Source organism: Bradyrhizobium nitroreducens, assembly GCF_002776695.1.
Classification (GTDB): Bacteria; Pseudomonadota; Alphaproteobacteria; order Rhizobiales; family Xanthobacteraceae; genus Bradyrhizobium; species Bradyrhizobium nitroreducens.
Genome location: NZ_LFJC01000003.1, coordinates 6,369,177 through 6,383,665 on the forward strand (window position 1 = coordinate 6,369,177; position 14,489 = coordinate 6,383,665).

General features: G+C 65.1%; 17 protein-coding genes. 7 read left to right on the forward strand and 10 right to left on the reverse strand.

Annotation, left to right across the window (positions count from 1 at the left end; genetic code table 11):
- The first annotated feature begins 11 nt into the window (after positions 1 to 11).
- The 3 genes from TSA1_RS30400 to TSA1_RS30410 are packed head-to-tail and all read left to right on the forward strand — an operon-like array spanning position 12 to position 3,306.
- Positions 12 to 482 carry a (2Fe-2S)-binding protein gene (locus TSA1_RS30400; protein WP_100179540.1) on the forward strand — a complete coding sequence of 157 codons (471 nt, stop codon included), beginning with the start codon at positions 12 to 14 and terminating at the stop codon, positions 480 to 482.
- Positions 483 to 484: 2 nt separating this feature from the next.
- On the forward strand, positions 485 to 2,611 hold the full coding sequence (locus TSA1_RS30405; RefSeq protein WP_100181423.1) for a xanthine dehydrogenase family protein molybdopterin-binding subunit: 2,127 nt from the start codon (positions 485 to 487) through the stop codon (positions 2,609 to 2,611).
- Positions 2,608 to 3,306: a molybdate ABC transporter substrate-binding protein gene (locus tag TSA1_RS30410; RefSeq protein WP_100179541.1), complete on the forward strand. Its 699-nt coding sequence runs from the start codon at positions 2,608 to 2,610 to the stop codon at positions 3,304 to 3,306. The genes TSA1_RS30405 and TSA1_RS30410 overlap by 4 nt, the downstream gene beginning before the upstream one ends.
- Before the next feature lie 9 nt (positions 3,307 to 3,315).
- Here the strand turns inward: TSA1_RS30410 and TSA1_RS30415 are convergent, their stop codons facing one another.
- From TSA1_RS30415 to TSA1_RS30430, 4 genes are all read right to left on the reverse strand, one after another.
- Complete coding sequence (locus TSA1_RS30415; RefSeq protein ID WP_100179542.1) at positions 3,316 to 4,122, reverse strand: SDR family NAD(P)-dependent oxidoreductase; 807 nt, start codon at positions 4,120 to 4,122, stop codon at positions 3,316 to 3,318.
- Positions 4,123 to 4,143: 21 nt separating this feature from the next.
- Entirely contained in the window at positions 4,144 to 5,436 is a 1,293-nt protein-coding gene (locus TSA1_RS30420; RefSeq protein WP_097661860.1) for a TRAP transporter large permease, read from the reverse strand.
- Positions 5,427 to 5,975, reverse strand: a complete 549-nt coding sequence (locus tag TSA1_RS30425; protein WP_100179543.1) for a TRAP transporter small permease — start codon at positions 5,973 to 5,975, stop codon at positions 5,427 to 5,429. The genes TSA1_RS30420 and TSA1_RS30425 overlap by 10 nt, the downstream gene beginning before the upstream one ends.
- Positions 5,976 to 6,042: 67 nt before the next feature.
- Positions 6,043 to 7,014 carry a TRAP transporter substrate-binding protein gene (locus tag TSA1_RS30430; RefSeq protein WP_100179544.1) on the reverse strand — a complete coding sequence of 324 codons (972 nt, stop codon included), beginning with the start codon at positions 7,012 to 7,014 and terminating at the stop codon, positions 6,043 to 6,045.
- 292 nt (positions 7,015 to 7,306) lie between these two features.
- Here TSA1_RS30430 and TSA1_RS30435 point away from each other — a divergent pair, with 292 nt between their 5' ends.
- Positions 7,307 to 8,089 (forward strand): cyclase family protein, encoded by a 783-nt coding sequence (locus TSA1_RS30435; protein WP_100179545.1) that lies wholly within the window; start codon positions 7,307 to 7,309, stop codon positions 8,087 to 8,089.
- A 4-nt stretch (positions 8,090 to 8,093) separates the two neighbouring features.
- Here TSA1_RS30435 and TSA1_RS30440 read toward each other — a convergent pair whose 3' ends face one another.
- The 3 genes from TSA1_RS30440 to TSA1_RS30445 form a co-directional block, all read right to left on the reverse strand.
- A complete protein-coding gene (locus TSA1_RS30440; protein WP_028137643.1) occupies positions 8,094 to 8,822 on the reverse strand; it encodes a Crp/Fnr family transcriptional regulator in 729 nt (242 codons plus the stop codon).
- Positions 8,823 to 9,106: 284 nt separating this feature from the next.
- Complete coding sequence (locus TSA1_RS40975) at positions 9,107 to 9,232, reverse strand: hypothetical protein (protein WP_283811655.1); 126 nt, start codon at positions 9,230 to 9,232, stop codon at positions 9,107 to 9,109.
- 93 nt (positions 9,233 to 9,325) lie between these two features.
- Positions 9,326 to 10,039: a helix-turn-helix domain-containing protein gene (locus TSA1_RS30445; RefSeq protein ID WP_100179546.1), complete on the reverse strand. Its 714-nt coding sequence runs from the start codon at positions 10,037 to 10,039 to the stop codon at positions 9,326 to 9,328.
- A 154-nt stretch (positions 10,040 to 10,193) separates the two neighbouring features.
- Here TSA1_RS30445 and TSA1_RS30450 point away from each other — a divergent pair, with 154 nt between their 5' ends.
- Positions 10,194 to 10,511 (forward strand): c-type cytochrome, encoded by a 318-nt coding sequence (locus TSA1_RS30450; RefSeq protein WP_100179547.1) that lies wholly within the window; start codon positions 10,194 to 10,196, stop codon positions 10,509 to 10,511.
- Positions 10,512 to 10,517: 6 nt separating this feature from the next.
- Here TSA1_RS30450 and TSA1_RS30455 read toward each other — a convergent pair whose 3' ends face one another.
- From TSA1_RS30455 to TSA1_RS30465, 3 genes are read right to left on the reverse strand one after another with little or no spacing between them, the layout of a single operon-like run.
- Positions 10,518 to 11,633: an ABC-type transport auxiliary lipoprotein family protein gene (locus TSA1_RS30455; protein WP_100179548.1), complete on the reverse strand. Its 1,116-nt coding sequence runs from the start codon at positions 11,631 to 11,633 to the stop codon at positions 10,518 to 10,520.
- Positions 11,634 to 11,636: 3 nt separating this feature from the next.
- Positions 11,637 to 12,404: an ABC transporter ATP-binding protein gene (locus TSA1_RS30460; protein WP_100179549.1), complete on the reverse strand. Its 768-nt coding sequence runs from the start codon at positions 12,402 to 12,404 to the stop codon at positions 11,637 to 11,639.
- Positions 12,405 to 12,406: 2 nt separating this feature from the next.
- Positions 12,407 to 13,543, reverse strand: a complete 1,137-nt coding sequence (locus tag TSA1_RS30465; protein ID WP_100179550.1) for an ABC transporter permease — start codon at positions 13,541 to 13,543, stop codon at positions 12,407 to 12,409.
- A 169-nt stretch (positions 13,544 to 13,712) separates the two neighbouring features.
- Between TSA1_RS30465 and TSA1_RS30470 the strand changes: the two genes are divergently transcribed.
- Together TSA1_RS30470 and TSA1_RS30475 are read left to right on the forward strand one after the other, a co-directional pair.
- Positions 13,713 to 13,988: a hypothetical protein gene (locus TSA1_RS30470; RefSeq protein WP_100181424.1), complete on the forward strand. Its 276-nt coding sequence runs from the start codon at positions 13,713 to 13,715 to the stop codon at positions 13,986 to 13,988.
- The gene (locus tag TSA1_RS30475) at positions 13,989 to 14,489 is read left to right on the forward strand and encodes a phage holin family protein (protein WP_100179551.1); all 501 of its coding nucleotides are present in this window, start codon (positions 13,989 to 13,991) and stop codon (positions 14,487 to 14,489) included. It begins immediately after the preceding gene.

Genomic DNA, 14,489 nt, shown 5'->3' on the forward strand with positions numbered 1-14,489 from the left:
CTCAGCGCGTAATGCCCACCGTCCAATTCCAGCTCAATGGCACGACAGCCGTCGTGGAAGCCGATCCCGACCAGACACTGCTCGACGTGCTCCGTGGCCGGCTCGGCGTCACCAGCCCGCATTTCGGCTGCGGCGCCGGCGAGTGCGGCGCATGTCACGTCATGGTCGACGGCCGCGCGATGACGTCCTGCGACATGCCGATGTGGTCGGTCGCGGGCAAGGACGTCGTCACGGTCGAAGGCCTCGGGACCGCAGAGCGTCCGTATCCGCTGCAACGCGCCTTCATATCCGAACAGGCGATGCAGTGCGGGTATTGCGTCTCCGGAATCCTCGTCAGCGCTGCGGCGCTGCTCACGCGCAATCCGTCGCCGACGGAGGCAGAGGTCCGAGCCGCGTTGGATCGCAATTTGTGCCGCTGCGGATCGCATAACCGCATGGTCCGCGCCGTGCTTCGCGCGGCGGCGGAGATGGCGGCGTCATGAACATGCCATCCCCAGCTCCGAAGCTGCCGGTGAGCCTCGTGGCCAATCCCAAGGTGTCATCATGGCTGCGGTTCACCGAGGACGGTCGTGTGGCGATCTCGCCCGGCAAGGTCGAGATCGGCCAGGGCATCGTCACGGCCCTGGCACAGATCGCGGCGGATGAGCTTGACGTCGATATCGGCCACATTGACATGATCCGCGCCTCGACGGCGATGAGCCCGAACGAGGGCGTCACCTCGGGCAGCCTGTCGATTCAGCAGTCCGGCCGCGCGCTCCGGCACGTGTGCGCCGAGGTGCGCCAGCGCTTCCTCACCGTGGCCTCGGAACGTCTCGGCGTCGATGCGGCGCTGCTCAATGTCGAGGACGGCACCATCTCGGGCCCCGGCAATGTCAGGACCAGCTATTGGGAGCTCGCCGGAGATGTCTCCCTGGACCACGACATCACTGCCAATGCGAGCGCGAAGAGCGTCGCCAAGCGCGGTGTCGCCGGACATTCGGTCCAGCGTGTCGACATTCCCGACAAGGTGTTCGCGCGGCCACGCTTCATCCATGACTGCGCACTGCCGGGACTGATGCACGGGCGCGTGCTGCGGCCGGATATCTCGGGCGCGAAACTGACGGCGCTCAATGAAGAAGCTGCGCGCGCGGTCCCCGGCCTCGTTGCGATCGTCCGCGACGGCGGCTTTGCGGGCGTCGTCGCCGACAGCGAGACGGCGGCGGAAACCGCGCTCAAGGCTTTGCGCAAGGCCGCGACCTGGTCGGCCGGCGAGCCGCTGCCGGATGAAGACGATCTGGCGGGTTTTCTGAGGAGCCAACCGGTCGAGACCACCACCATCGACACCAGGACGGCGGAGCCGGCGCGCAAGCCCGCCCAAACCCTTCGCCGGCAATACACCCGCCCCTACATCGCACATGCTTCGATCGCGCCGTCCTGCGCCATGGCCCAATGGGACGGCGATCGTGTCCATGTCTGGACCCACAGCCAGGGTGTCTATCTGCTGCGCGCCGACCTCGCGATCGTGCTCAGGCTCCCGGCGGAGAACATCGTGGTCGAGCACATGGAAGGCGCCGGCTGCTACGGGCACAATGCGGCCGACGACATCGCACTCGATGCCGTGCTGCTGGCGAGGGCGGCCGATGGACGACCGGTACGAGTGCAGTGGTTGCGCCATGACGAGATGTCTCACGCCCCGTTTGGCGCGGCGATGGCCATCGAGATCGAGGCCGATCTCGACGCCGACAACGAGATCGTCGGTTGGCGTCATGCGATCTGGAGCAACGGTCACACGGCAAGGCCGGGACGTGCAGCACAGCCGGCGCTGCTGGCCGCAACCGAGATCGCAAATCCCTACCCGCGCATGATCTCGACCGACCCGCCTGCGGCCAATGGCGGCGGCGGCGACCGCAACTCCGTTCCGCTGTACGACCTTCCGGCCTGGACGATCACCTGCCATCGGCTGCTGACCATGCCGGTACGGACTTCCGCACTGCGGACGCTGGGCGGACAAGGCAATGTGTTCGCCATCGAGTCCCTGCTCGACGAGATCGCCGCCTTGCGCGGCGAAGATCCGATCGCATTCCGCTTGCGGCATCTGCGTGACGAGCGCGCGCGGGACGTCATCAGCGCCGCGGCACGACGCGCAGGCTGGAAGCCGTGGAAGCGTCCCGGCATCGGTCACGGCGTCGGCTTTGCCCGCTACAAGAACACCGGCGCCTATTGCGCGGCGATTGCCGAGATCGAGGGCACTGACGACATCCGCGTGAAGCGGCTGACGCTGGCGGTCGATGTCGGCGAGGCCATCAACCCCGACGGCGTCGTCAACCAGATCGAGGGCGGCGCGATCCAGGCGACGAGCTGGGTGATGAAGGAGCGAGTCCGTTTCGACAGGACGCGCATCACGTCGACGTCCTGGAGCGACTATCCGATCCTGACGTTCAGCGAGGCACCGGCCGTGGATGTCGAGATCCTCCAGCGGCCGGAGATCGAACCGGTCGGAGCCGGCGAGGCCGCGCACGGCCCGGTGACGGCAGCGATCGCGAATGCCGTGTTCGACTGCCTCGGCGTGCGCGTGCGCGACCTGCCGATCACCCGCGACAAGATCATTGCAGCCATGGAGCTGGCATCGTGACGACAGTGAACATCTTGAGCGGCGGCGCGGCGCAAGGCCTGGTGCGCGGCGTCACGGAAGCTTTCAAGGCGCAGACCGGCCTTGGCATCGACGGGGAGTTTGGGGCAGTCGGGATCATGGCCGACAAGCTGCGCGCCGGCATTCCCGCCGATCTCGTGGTCCTGACGCAGGCGCTGCTTGCGAAGCTCGCCAAGGAGGAGCTCGTCATCCCCTCCTCGATCGCCGATGTCGGCAGGGTCGAGACGGCGCTGGCAGTCCGCAGCCGCGATCCCAAGGTGGTGGCGAAAACCGAAGCCGATTTGCGCGACGTGTTACGCTCCGCCGATGCGATCTACGTCCCGGACACCAAGGCTTCGACCGCGGGCCAGCATGTCGCAAGGGTGCTGGACCAGCTCGGTATTGCCTACGAGGTCGCCTCGCGCCTCAAGATCTTTCCGAACGGCGCGACCGCGATGCGCGAGCTTGCGAATTCGACTGCCACGCGGCCGATCGGCTGCACGCAGGCGACCGAGATCATCGCGACCGAAGGCATCGCGCTGTCGGGTTCGCTGCCGCCGGGATGCGAGCTGGTGACGATGTACACGGCCGGCGTGACGACGCGGGCCGCGCATCCGAGGGAGGCCGCCGCACTGGTTGCACTCCTCACCGGCCCAGACCAGAGGGGGCTGCGTCAGCGCGTAGGCTTTGCCGGCTAGCCCGCCGGCCTATTTGTGCAGCTGGGTGAGCCCGGTCGGCGGACCGTCGACGGCGGTCCAGCCGCCATCCACGAACATCGTGCTGCCGCTGACATAGCTCGCGGCATCCGAGGCGAGATAGGCGACGGCGGTCGCGACCTCGTCGGCGCTGCTCCAGCGGTTGAACACGGTGTGGCCGGCGTAGAGATTGTAGATGTCGGGGCGCTGCTTGAACGGACCGGTGAGCGCGGTCTCCGCGATGCTCGGCGCGATCGCATTGACGCGCACGCCGGCATGACCGACCTCGGAGGCAAAGCCCTTCACCAGCAGGCCGATTGCCGCCTTGGTCGAGCCGTAGACGCCGAGCCCCGGCTCGATGGTGACCGCGCGCACCGAAGAGCAGGCGATGATGCTGCCGCCCTTTTGTTCGACCATGATGCGGCCGAAGGCCTGGAAGAACCACACAGTGCCCTTGACGTTGAGATTCAGCACGCGGTCGAGGTCCTCCTCGGTGTAGTCGAGGATGGTCTTGCGGATGTTGAGCCCGGGCGTCGTCACGGCGATGTCGAGCCGCGGAAATTTTTGCATCACGGTTTTCGCCAGCGCGTTGACGTCCGCAGCGCTCGCGGCATCGCAGCTGGCCGCTTCCGCCCAGCCGCCCTTCTCACGGATACCGGCAGCGGTCGCCTCCGCTGCATCGAGCGCGCGATCGGCGCAGACGACGCGGGCCCCGAGCCCCGCCAGCGCCTCGGCCGACGATTTGCCGATGCCGGAGGCGGCGCCGAGCACCACGGCCGTCTTGCCGGTGAGATCGAAGAGCTTGCGATAGTCAGTCACTGATGGCTTCTCCTGTAGCTGCTAGCCCTTGTAACCCATCAGCAGGCGGGGCAGCCACAGCGAGAACGCGGGGACGTAGGTCACGAACATCAGAGCTGCGATCAGCGCGGCGTAGAACGGCAGGATGGTGCGCATCACAGCGCCGACGGAAATGCCGCCGATGGCGCAGCCGACGAACTGCGTGGTTCCGACCGGCGGCGTGTTCAGCCCGAGGGCGCAGTTGATCAGCATCAGCATGCCGAACTGCACCGGGTCCATGCCCGCCTTCATCGCGATCGGCAGGAAGATCGGGGTGCAGATCAGGATGGTCGCGGCCATGTCCATGAACGTGCCGAGCACGAACAGGATGATGTTGATGAGCAGGAAGATGATCCAGGGCTGCGAGGACACCTTGCTCATGAGGTCGCCGGCGAAGTCGGCGACCTCGTAGAGACCCATCAAATATTGGAACATGGTGGAGACGCCGATCAGCAACAGCACCACGCCCGTCGTCTTCACCGCCTTGGCGGCGGCGCGCAGAAAGTTCTGCAGGGTCATGGTGCGGTAGATGAAGAACGTCAGCAGGATCGTGTAGGTGACGGCGACGGCCGCCGATTCCGTTGCCGTGAAGACGCCGGACAGGATGCCCGCGAGGATGATGCCGACGATCAAGAGGCCGGGCAGCGCAGCCGCGAAGGAGCGGACGACCTCGGCCCAGCCCGGGAACTTGCCGGCGGGATAACCGCGCTTCACCGCGACCGCGTAGGCGGCGACCAGCATGCACACCATCAACACGATCGCCGGCAGCAGGCCGGCGGCGATCAGCGCGCCGATCGAGACCTTGCCGCCGGCGGCGAGCGCATAGATGATCATGTTGTGGCTGGTCGGCATCAAGGCTCCGACCAGCGAGGCATGGGTGGTGACGTTGACGGCGTAGTCGGTGTCGAATCCCTCCTTTTTCATCATCGGGATCATCACCGCGCCCATCGCCGAGACGTCGGCCACGGGCGAGCCGGAGACGCCGCCGAACAGCGTGCAGGCGACCACGTTCGACATGCCGAGGCCGCCACGGATGTGCCCGACCAGATTCTTGGCCAGCTGCACGATCTTGTCGGCGACGCCGCCATGCAGCATCAGCTCACCGCTGAAGACGAAGAAGGGAATCGCGAGGAAGGAGAAGATATTCATCCCCGACATCATCTGCTGGAAGATGACGGCAACCGGCAGGCCTTCGTAGAGGATGGTGCAGATGGCCGAGAGGCCGATGGCGAAGGCGACGGGGACGCCGAGGATCAGGAAGCCGAAGAAGGTGGCGCCGAGGATGATCAGTTCCATGAGGAGACGACCTCTTCGCCGCGCAGGAGAGCGATGATGTGCTCGATTGAAAAGGAGACGATCAGCAGGCCGGAGGCGATCAGCGGCACGTAGCGGATGACCTCGGGCAGGCCCAGATTTGGGATCTTCACGGTGCCGACCGAAGCGCCGAGGATCCAGCCGTTATAGGCCATCGCGACGCCGAACACGGCGACCAGAACGTGGATCACGATCTCGATCTTCTCTCGCGCCCGGTCGGGCAGCATCACCAGCAGGCTGTCCATTCCGATGTGTCCGGCATCGCGCACACCGACGGCGGCGCCGATCAGCGTGACGTACAGGATGAGGACAAGCGCAAGGTTCTCCGTCCAGGTCGGGCTCGAATTGAGCACGTAACGTCCGAACACCTGGTAGAAGACGATGGCGACGATGACGAGCAGCCCTGCCACGGACAGATACATGCCGACGCGTGCAACAGGCGCATTGATCTGCGACAGCAAGCCGATGGACGGGCGGCCGGCCTCGTCGTGCTCGTGATCCGCGACGTGTGGGTCCGTCATCCCGCGTCTCCCCTCGCGAGGGTCCGATGTCACCCTGCGGCGACGCCGGACCCTGTACCGCCCTGGTTTACTTCGTGTCCTGGATGCGCTTGACGAGGCCCTTCAGCTTCTCGTCACCGGCGAACTTGTCGTACACCGGCTTCATCGCGTCGACGAACTCCTGCTTGTTGGCCACCGTCACGACCTGCACGCCCGCCGCCTCGACGGTCTTGCGGGAGGCCTGCTCGCGCTCGTCCCAGAGCTTGCGCATGACCGGCACCGATTCCTTGGCCGCCTTGCGGACCATGGCCTGATCTTCCTTGCTCAGCGCGTCCCAGACCTTCTTGGACATCACGAGGACTTCGGGCGCCAGGGAATGTTCGGTGACGTTGTAGAACTTGGCGGCCTCGAAATGGCGGGAGGATTCGTAAGACGGCCAGTTGTTCTCGGCCGCATCGACCAGACCCGTCTTGAGCGCGGTATAGACCTCGCCATAGGGCATCGGCGTCGGGTTGGCACCGAGGCTCTGGATCATGCCGACCCACAGGTCGGATTGCTGGACGCGGATCTTCAGGCCCTTGAGATCGGCGAGCGACTTGACGGGTGCCTTGACAGTGTAGATGGAGCGCGCGCCGCTGTCGTAATAGGCAAGGCCGATCAGGCCCGCGGGCTCCATGGCCGCCAGGATCTCGTCGCCGATCGGCCCGTCGAGCACGGTGCGCATGTGCTGGGTGTCGCGGAACACGAACGGCAGACACAACGCGATGGTCTCGGGCACGAAATTGTTGAGCGGCGATGCGTTGATCCGCATCATGTCGAGCGCGCCGATCTTGAGCTGCTCGATGGTGTCCTTCTCCGAGCCCAGGGCTCCGTTGGGAAACACCTTCACGCCGAGCTTGCCGCCGCTCGCCGTCGCGAGCTGCTTGCCCATGAACTTGACGGCCTCGACGGTCGGATAGTCGGCGGGATGAACGTCGGCGGAGCGGAAGTCGCGCGCGGTCGCCAGGGGCGCTGTGAGCGCCAGCGCAACGGCTGTGACGATACCGGTCAGTGTCTTCATCAGGGCTTCCTCCTGGGTTGATTATGTCGTTGTCGGCAGGCTGCAGGCCGCCTTGGGTCGCTCCGCTCCAAGTGTGAAGTCAAGCGCCAATATCGTCCCTAGGGCGCGCGGCATTCCCTGTCCAAGCCAAATCCGGCATTGATCGATGCAACAGTTGCATCGATCAATCTGGCTCAATTCGCCTCGCTGTGGAAGCGGCAGAACGGCTTGCTTCGCCGGCACGAGACTTGACGCGACTGACGGGGGCCCTCCAAAATGGACGGAAACAGCGGACCCTGTCCAAGGAATACCCATGCCGCGGAAGCTGATCGATATCTCGGTGCCGCTCAGAAACGACGTGACGGCCGATCCGCCCGGCAACCATCCGACCATCCAGTACATCGATCACCAGCAGGGCCTGCCCCGCATGCTGCAGTTCTTCGATGGGCTCGAGGCGCAGGATCTGCCGGACGGACAAGGCTGGGCCGTCGAACAGGTCTCGCTGTCGACCCATAACGGCACGCATCTCGACGCGCCCTGGCACTTCCATCCGACCATGAATCGCGGCGAGCGGTCATGGACGATCGACGAGGTCCCGCTGGAATGGTGCTTTCAACCCGGCGTGAAGCTCGACTTCCGGCACCTGCCCGACGGCTATGTGGCGAGCGCCGAGGACGTCGAGAGGGAGCTGAAACGCATCGGGCACACGCTGTCGCCGCTGGAGATCGTCGTCGTCAACACCAGCGCCGGCGCCAAATTCGGCAAGGCCGAATACGTCAATTCCGGCTGCGGCATGGGTTATGAGGCCACCATGTATCTGCTCGAACGCGGCGTGCGGCTCACCGGCACCGACGGCTGGAGCTGGGATGCGCCATTCGTCTACACCGCGAAGAAATATGCAGAGACCAAAGACGCCGGTCTGATCTGGGAGGGCCACAAGGCGGGACGGCACATCGGCTATTGCCATCTCGAAAAGCTGCACAATCTCGACCAATTGCCATCGACCGGGTTCACGGTCTCATGCTTTCCGGTGAAGATCGAACGCGCCTCGGCGGGCTGGACTCGCGCGGTCGCCATCATCGACGATCTGCCCTGAGGCGTCACTCGCCGTCGAGGCCGCTCTCGGCGAGCTCGCGCAGCGCGTCGGTGTCGAGCACGACGATGGCGCCGTGCTCGAGGCGAACCCAGTTGCGGCCGGCCCAGGCGCGCAATTGCTTGTTGATGCTCTCGCGCGTCATCCCCACCATCTCGCTGATCTCCTGCTGCGTGATGGCGAGCGTGCCGCTGCCGGAATCGAACTTGCGCTCCTCGGTGAGACCGAGCAGCGCGCTCGCCAGCCGGCCCGGCAGATTCTGCAGGATCACCTGCTCGACCTGCTGGCTGGTCCAGCGCAGACGCGCGCAGAGCAGCTCGATGAACTTCATCGCCAGCGCCGGCTGACTCTTCACGAACGGAAGGAAGTCCCGGCGGTCGATGATGTAGAGCTCGCAATTGGTGTTGGCGGTCGCGTCAGCCGATCTCGGCGCGCCGTCGAGCACCGCGATCTCGCCAAAAATCTCTCCGGGGCCGATCAGATTGAGAATGGCGTTCCGCCCATCCGGGGAGGAGGAGGAGATCTTCACCGTCCCCGAGATCACCGCGAACAGATTGTTGCCGGGATCGCCCTTGGCGGCGATCGTCGCACCGCGCTTGACGGTGGTGTGCTTGGCGTAGCGGCAGAGCTGATCGAGCGCCTCGGGCTCCAGATCAGCGAAGATCGGGTGCTTGCGCAGGACCGATAGTTTGTTGCCCGCCGACTGTCGGGGGTCGCCGGTCTTGTCCTGAGGCACGCCGCGGGGCTCCTAAGACTGCGAGGCACTGATGTTCCTGCGTAGTCAACGTTATCAGGCTTTTCAACCGGAAAGCACGCGCGTGTTTTGAGGCAAATGCCGCGAAAAAGCCGCGGTCGAGCCCGAAGCCCGCATCCGAAGGATGCGCCGATGCGTTTTGGTCGATGCAGAGTTGCAGGCCGCGCGAGCCGTAGTTGCGTTGAGGCGCTGACGAACGCCGAAGCCGGCCGGGCGGGCGTCAGCCGTCAGCGCCTCCAGGCGGATTAGCTAGGACCTCGGGAGCTTCAGCGCTTGGAATCCGAATCGATCCGGCCTGAGCTGGTCTGCCGGTCCGCGTAAGCCAAGGCTGCGGCAAATACGACGAAGATCGCGACGACGACAACGGTTACCAGCAACGCGTCAGCAGGCATCATCCCCTCCCGATAATTTGGGGCATTATTTTGCCGCAGCCGGCCAACGTCATTGATCGAGATCAAGAATGCCAGAGCGTCGCGAACGGACCGTCAGGCTGCGGCCAGCGCCTCTGCGCGCGCGGGATCGAGCAGGCTGATGCCGCCGTGAATGATCTCGATCACGCCGTGACGCTCCAGCTTGGTGAAGGTGCGGCTGACGGTTTCGATGGTCAGGCCGAGATAGTCGGCGATGTCCTGACGGCTCATGGGAAGCGGAACCGTGTCGGACAGCCCCTTGAGCGCAACCAGCCGTTCGCGCCAGCTGAGCAGAAAGGTCGCGACCTTCTCGTCGGCCGAACGACGGCCGAGCAGCACCATATGGTCGCGCGCCTGGCTCAACTCGCGAATCGCCAGCTCGTTGATCCGCTTGAGCAGCTGCGGCCGGTCTTCGATAAAGCGACCGAACGGGGCTTTGGCGAACTGGCACACGGTCACGACGCCGATCGCATCGGCGGAAAAATTATGCCGGCCGGATATGTTCATTCCCAGGAAATCGCCGGGCAAGGCAAAACCGACGATCTGCCGGCGGCCGTCTGGCAGCAGCTTGTACAGCCGCATGACGCCTTCGAGAACGTTGTAGAACGAGGTCGTGATGTCCTCCTCGGAGAACACGGTCTCGCCTCCGTCAAAATGGACGCGGCGCCCGAGATGCTCGAACTCCCTGAGCTCGGCCGCATTCAGCGACGAACAAACCGCCGCACCGCGCACGGCACAATCGCTGCAAAAATGTCCGTTCGGCTCAATCATGACCACGGAAGGCTTCATCCACCGCTCCCCGCGCCGGCTGCCCCCGGCCCCAGGCCGAGTCCACCGCGCGGAGGGCATTTTACTGCACTGCGCCAAAGCCAATTGACTCAGATCAAATTTGAGTGGCATCCCCGTCTTATTCTGCTCCAGAGTTTCGACGGGATCACGTTCCATGCTGCAAGGCGCCCTGCGTCACGGCCTGATTGGGCTGCTTCTGATGACACCTGCGCTGGCGGCCCCGACCGCCGAACAGCGCGGCAAGGCCTTTGCAAGGGCCAATTGCGCCCGCTGCCACGCGATCGACCGCGTCTCCCGCAGCCCGCTCGAGGGCGCGCCCCCGCTGCGGATCCTGCATCAGCGCTACCCGATCGAGACCCTTGGCGAGGCGCTGGCGGAGGGGATCTATACCGGTCACGCCGACATGCCGGCCTTCGAGCTCAGTCCGGACCAGATCCACGACCTTCTGTCCTACCTGAAGACGCTGGAATAGACGGCGTTACACCGCCTGCACGGTCCAGCCGATCAGCTCCTTGGCGATGCGAGCAAAGGCCGCATCGAAGGCGGCAACCGAAGCGGCCGGCTCGACCTTGTCGAGCTTCTCGCTGGTCTCGACCAGGCGCGAGGCAACCACCTTGCCGCTCTTGTCGACGATCCGTGCCGACAGTTCGATCTCGACCCTTGCCTCGCCCTCCGTGGCGATCCGGAAGCGCCTGATGTCGATCAGGAGCTGGTAATCCGCCTGACCGAGATCGCTCGTGCGCAGCGGGGCGTGGACGATGTCGTAATTCTCGAAGCTGTCGATCAGGCGCGCCTGCACCAATTTCGGAATGCTGTCGGCCCAGAGGAAGTCGGCAAAGCCCGGCCGGTCCCCAACGGGCGCGAACAGCATGCGCTGGGTCTGCAGCATGGCGACCGCGCTCGGCTCGGGAATGGCCAGTGATGCCGACAGCGTCTTGCCGGCGGGGCCGAGATTCTGCGGCGTGTGCAGGTCGTAGGTGACCTTCTGCGCAGGGACGCCACCGCCGGTCATCTTTTCCAGGCCCGCCAGAATGCCGTCGATCTTGCCGGTATTGCGCGCGAGCCCCTCGGAGAAGGTCTTGAAATTCGCGATGGTGTCCTTGAGCGGGCCGGAATTGTCCTGAAGCACCGTGTCGACCCGCCGCAGCGCATCGCGCGCCGCCTGCGTCATGCTCTGGCCGGCGCCGGCCTCGGCGATCAAGGTCGGCGGCTCGCCGGACTTGTCACCGGACTTGGCGACGATCAATCCGCCCTCCAACGTCACCACCGGCACGCCGGTCAGGCCCTGGAATTCGAGACCGACCTTGGTGTCGGAGCGGACTGGCGTCGCGGTCGCGACCGAAATCGTGGCGTTGACGAAACGCGGATTGTCCGGCGCGAGCCCGAGCTGGGTCACCTCACCGACCCGAATGCCGTTGAACAGCACGCCGGCACCGACCAGCAGGCCCGGGACCGGCCCCTGGAATTGCACGTGGTAGTTCGTGCGCGGCCCGATGCCGCCGGTGTTGTTCAGCCAATAGACGAAGCCGAACACCGCGAGGATCGCGGCCAGCACGAAACTGCCGATCAGCACGTAGGGAGCGCGGGTTTCCATGTCTCATCTCATCTCGTGTTGCAGCATCTGCGAGCGCTTGCCGTGGAAATAGGCGCGCACCCAGGGATGCTCGGATTGCAGCAATTCGCGCATCGGGCCGATCGCCACGATCTTGCCGTCGGCGAGCGCGGCGACGCGGTCGCAGACCGTGGTGAGGCTCGCAAGATCGTGGGTCACCATGAACACGGTCAGCCCCAGCGTCTTTTGCAGGGTCTTGATCAGCGCGTCGAAATCGCCGGCGGCGATCGGATCGAGGCCGGAGGTCGGCTCGTCCAGGAACAGGATCGGCGGGTCGAGCGCGAGCGCGCGCGCCAGCGCGACGCGCTTGGTCATGCCGCCGGACAGCTCTGACGGATATTTGTCGGCGTCCTGAGCGCGCAAGCCGACCATTTCAAGCTTGGCGATCGCGATCTCGTCCATCAGCTCCTGCGACAGGACGAGATTTTCACGTAACGGAAACTGGATGTTCTGCCGGACCGTCAGCGAGGAGAACAGCGCGCCCTGCTGGAACAAGATGCCCCATATCGTGGCTGCGCCTCGACCATGGCCGCCGGTGGGTTGTCCCATGACTTCGATGGTCCCGCCCCGGCGCGGGATGAGGCCGATGATGGTTCGCATCAAGACCGACTTGCCGCCGCCGGATGCCCCCACCAGTCCGAGGATCTCGCCCCGGCGGACGTCGAGCGACAGATGGTCCAGCACGGTCTGGCGGCCGAAGCCGACCACGAGGTCCCGGACGCGGATCGCGAACTGGTCTTGCGATGCGTCCATCTTCACATTCCGATCGAGGCAAAGAAGACCGCGAACAGGCCGTCGAGCACGATCACCAGGAAGATCGATTTCACCACCGACGTCGTGGTCTGTCGCCCGAGCGATTCCGCGCTGCCCTTGACGCGCAATCCCTCGCTGCAAGCCACGATCCCGATCACCAGCGCCATGAACGGCGCCTTCAGGATGCCCACCTCGAAATGGGTGACGGAGATGGCCTCGTGCAGCCGCGCGATGTAGATCGCCGGACCCATGTCGCCATAGAACTGAGCGACGAGACCGCCGCCATAGAGCGCGGCAATCGAACCGATGAAGGTGAGAATCGGCAGCGCGATGATCAGGGCCGCAACGCGCGGCAGGATCAGGACGTCGACGGGATCGAGCCCCATGGTCGAGAGCGCGTCGATCTCCTCGCGCATCTTCATCGAGCCGAGCTCGGCGGTGTAGGCGCTGCCGGACCGGCCGGCGACCATGATGGCGACGATGAGCACGCCGAGCTCGCGCAGCACCAGGATGCCGACCATGTCGACGGTATAGGATTCCGCACCGAACCGGCGGAAATGGAAGAAACCCTGCTGCGCGATGATGGCGCCGATCAGGAAGGTGATCAGCGCTACGATGGGGATCGCCTGCCACCCGATGCGGTAGAGCTGATAGACCAGCGAGGTCAGCCGCAGCGAACGCGGCCGGCGCAGCACGCCGATGATGGCCATGAACAATGCGCCGAGCATCTGCAGGAAGATCGTGATGTCCTCCCGCGCGCCAACGGTGGACTTGCCGAGATCGCCGAGCCTCGCCAGCACCGGATTGGGCACAGCCGCCGGAGCCGGCGTGTGGAGGTTGACCTGGCGCACCTCTTCCAGCAGCCCGCTGAAATGATCGGCGACGCCGACGAATTCGGCCGATCTGCCTGACGATGCGGCCCTGCGCGACAGTTTTTCCAGGACCCAGGCGCCGAGCGTGTCGAGCGCACTGACACCGGACATGTCCAGCGTGACGGCGCGCGAGCGATCGACGTCGGTCCCGACCGATCGGGACAAGGTCTCGAGCGTCACCACATTCGCGGCGGTCCAGGGCCCTTCGGGGCGCAAGTTCAGCACGTCGCCGGACGGCGTCGCGAGCAATAGCGGTTCGTGGTTCACGCTTCCACCTCGTCGGGACAATCGGTCCCCATTCAGACGGTATTTCTAGGCCAGCTTATGGCGGCCGGCTTGACCTGTCTCAAGAGCTGCCCTGCCGATTGACGCAAATCAAGCGCGATCGCGCGCGCGGGCCCTAGGCTTGCGTCCGTTCAATGGGGATATCAAGTCCATGTTCAACAGCGACAGGATGAGCGAAGAACTACGCGCGCTGAAGGTCGACGTCACGCGCTTGCTGAGCACCGCCGGCGAAGAGATGTACGAGAGTTCGAAAGATCGCGCCGAAGCGCTCGCCGACCAGATCAGGGCCGCACTGACCGAGCTCGGCGAGACCGTCGAGGAAGAGCAGGAGCAGCTTCAGGGCCTCATTGCGGACCGTCCGATCACATCGCTCGCCTCCGCCTTCGCGCTCGGCGTGGTTGTCGGCTTCATGCTGAGGAGACACTAGGTGAATACCGAGAATGTGGTCAAACATCTGCGCGCACTGTGGCGCACCGACAGGATCATTGCGGACATCCGGCTCCGCCATTTGCTAATCGGGCTCGGCCTGCGCGCCTTTGCAGCCCTGATCGCAGCGTTCGGGCTTCTGATGCTGGAGCTGTCGGCCTATTTCGCGCTGGTCCAGATCTGGAGCGCGATTGCCGCCGCGGCCATCCTCGGAGCCGTCAATTTCGTCATCGCGGCGGCTCTCTTCGTCATCGCCGGCCGCGCTCCGTCGGGCCGTGACATCGAGCTCGCCAACGAAATCCACGACTCGTCCATCGAAGCGCTCCAGTTCGAGGCGCGCGCGTTCCAGGCCCAGATGTCGGGCGCGGTGCATCATCCGCTCAGTACGATCGTGCCGGTGCTGGTGCCGCTGATCGCGATCATCGTGAAGAACTTGCGATCGACTGCCAGGACGTCCGCCAAGACATCCGCGGCGGCAGGGTCGGCCGAAGCGGATTCCTGA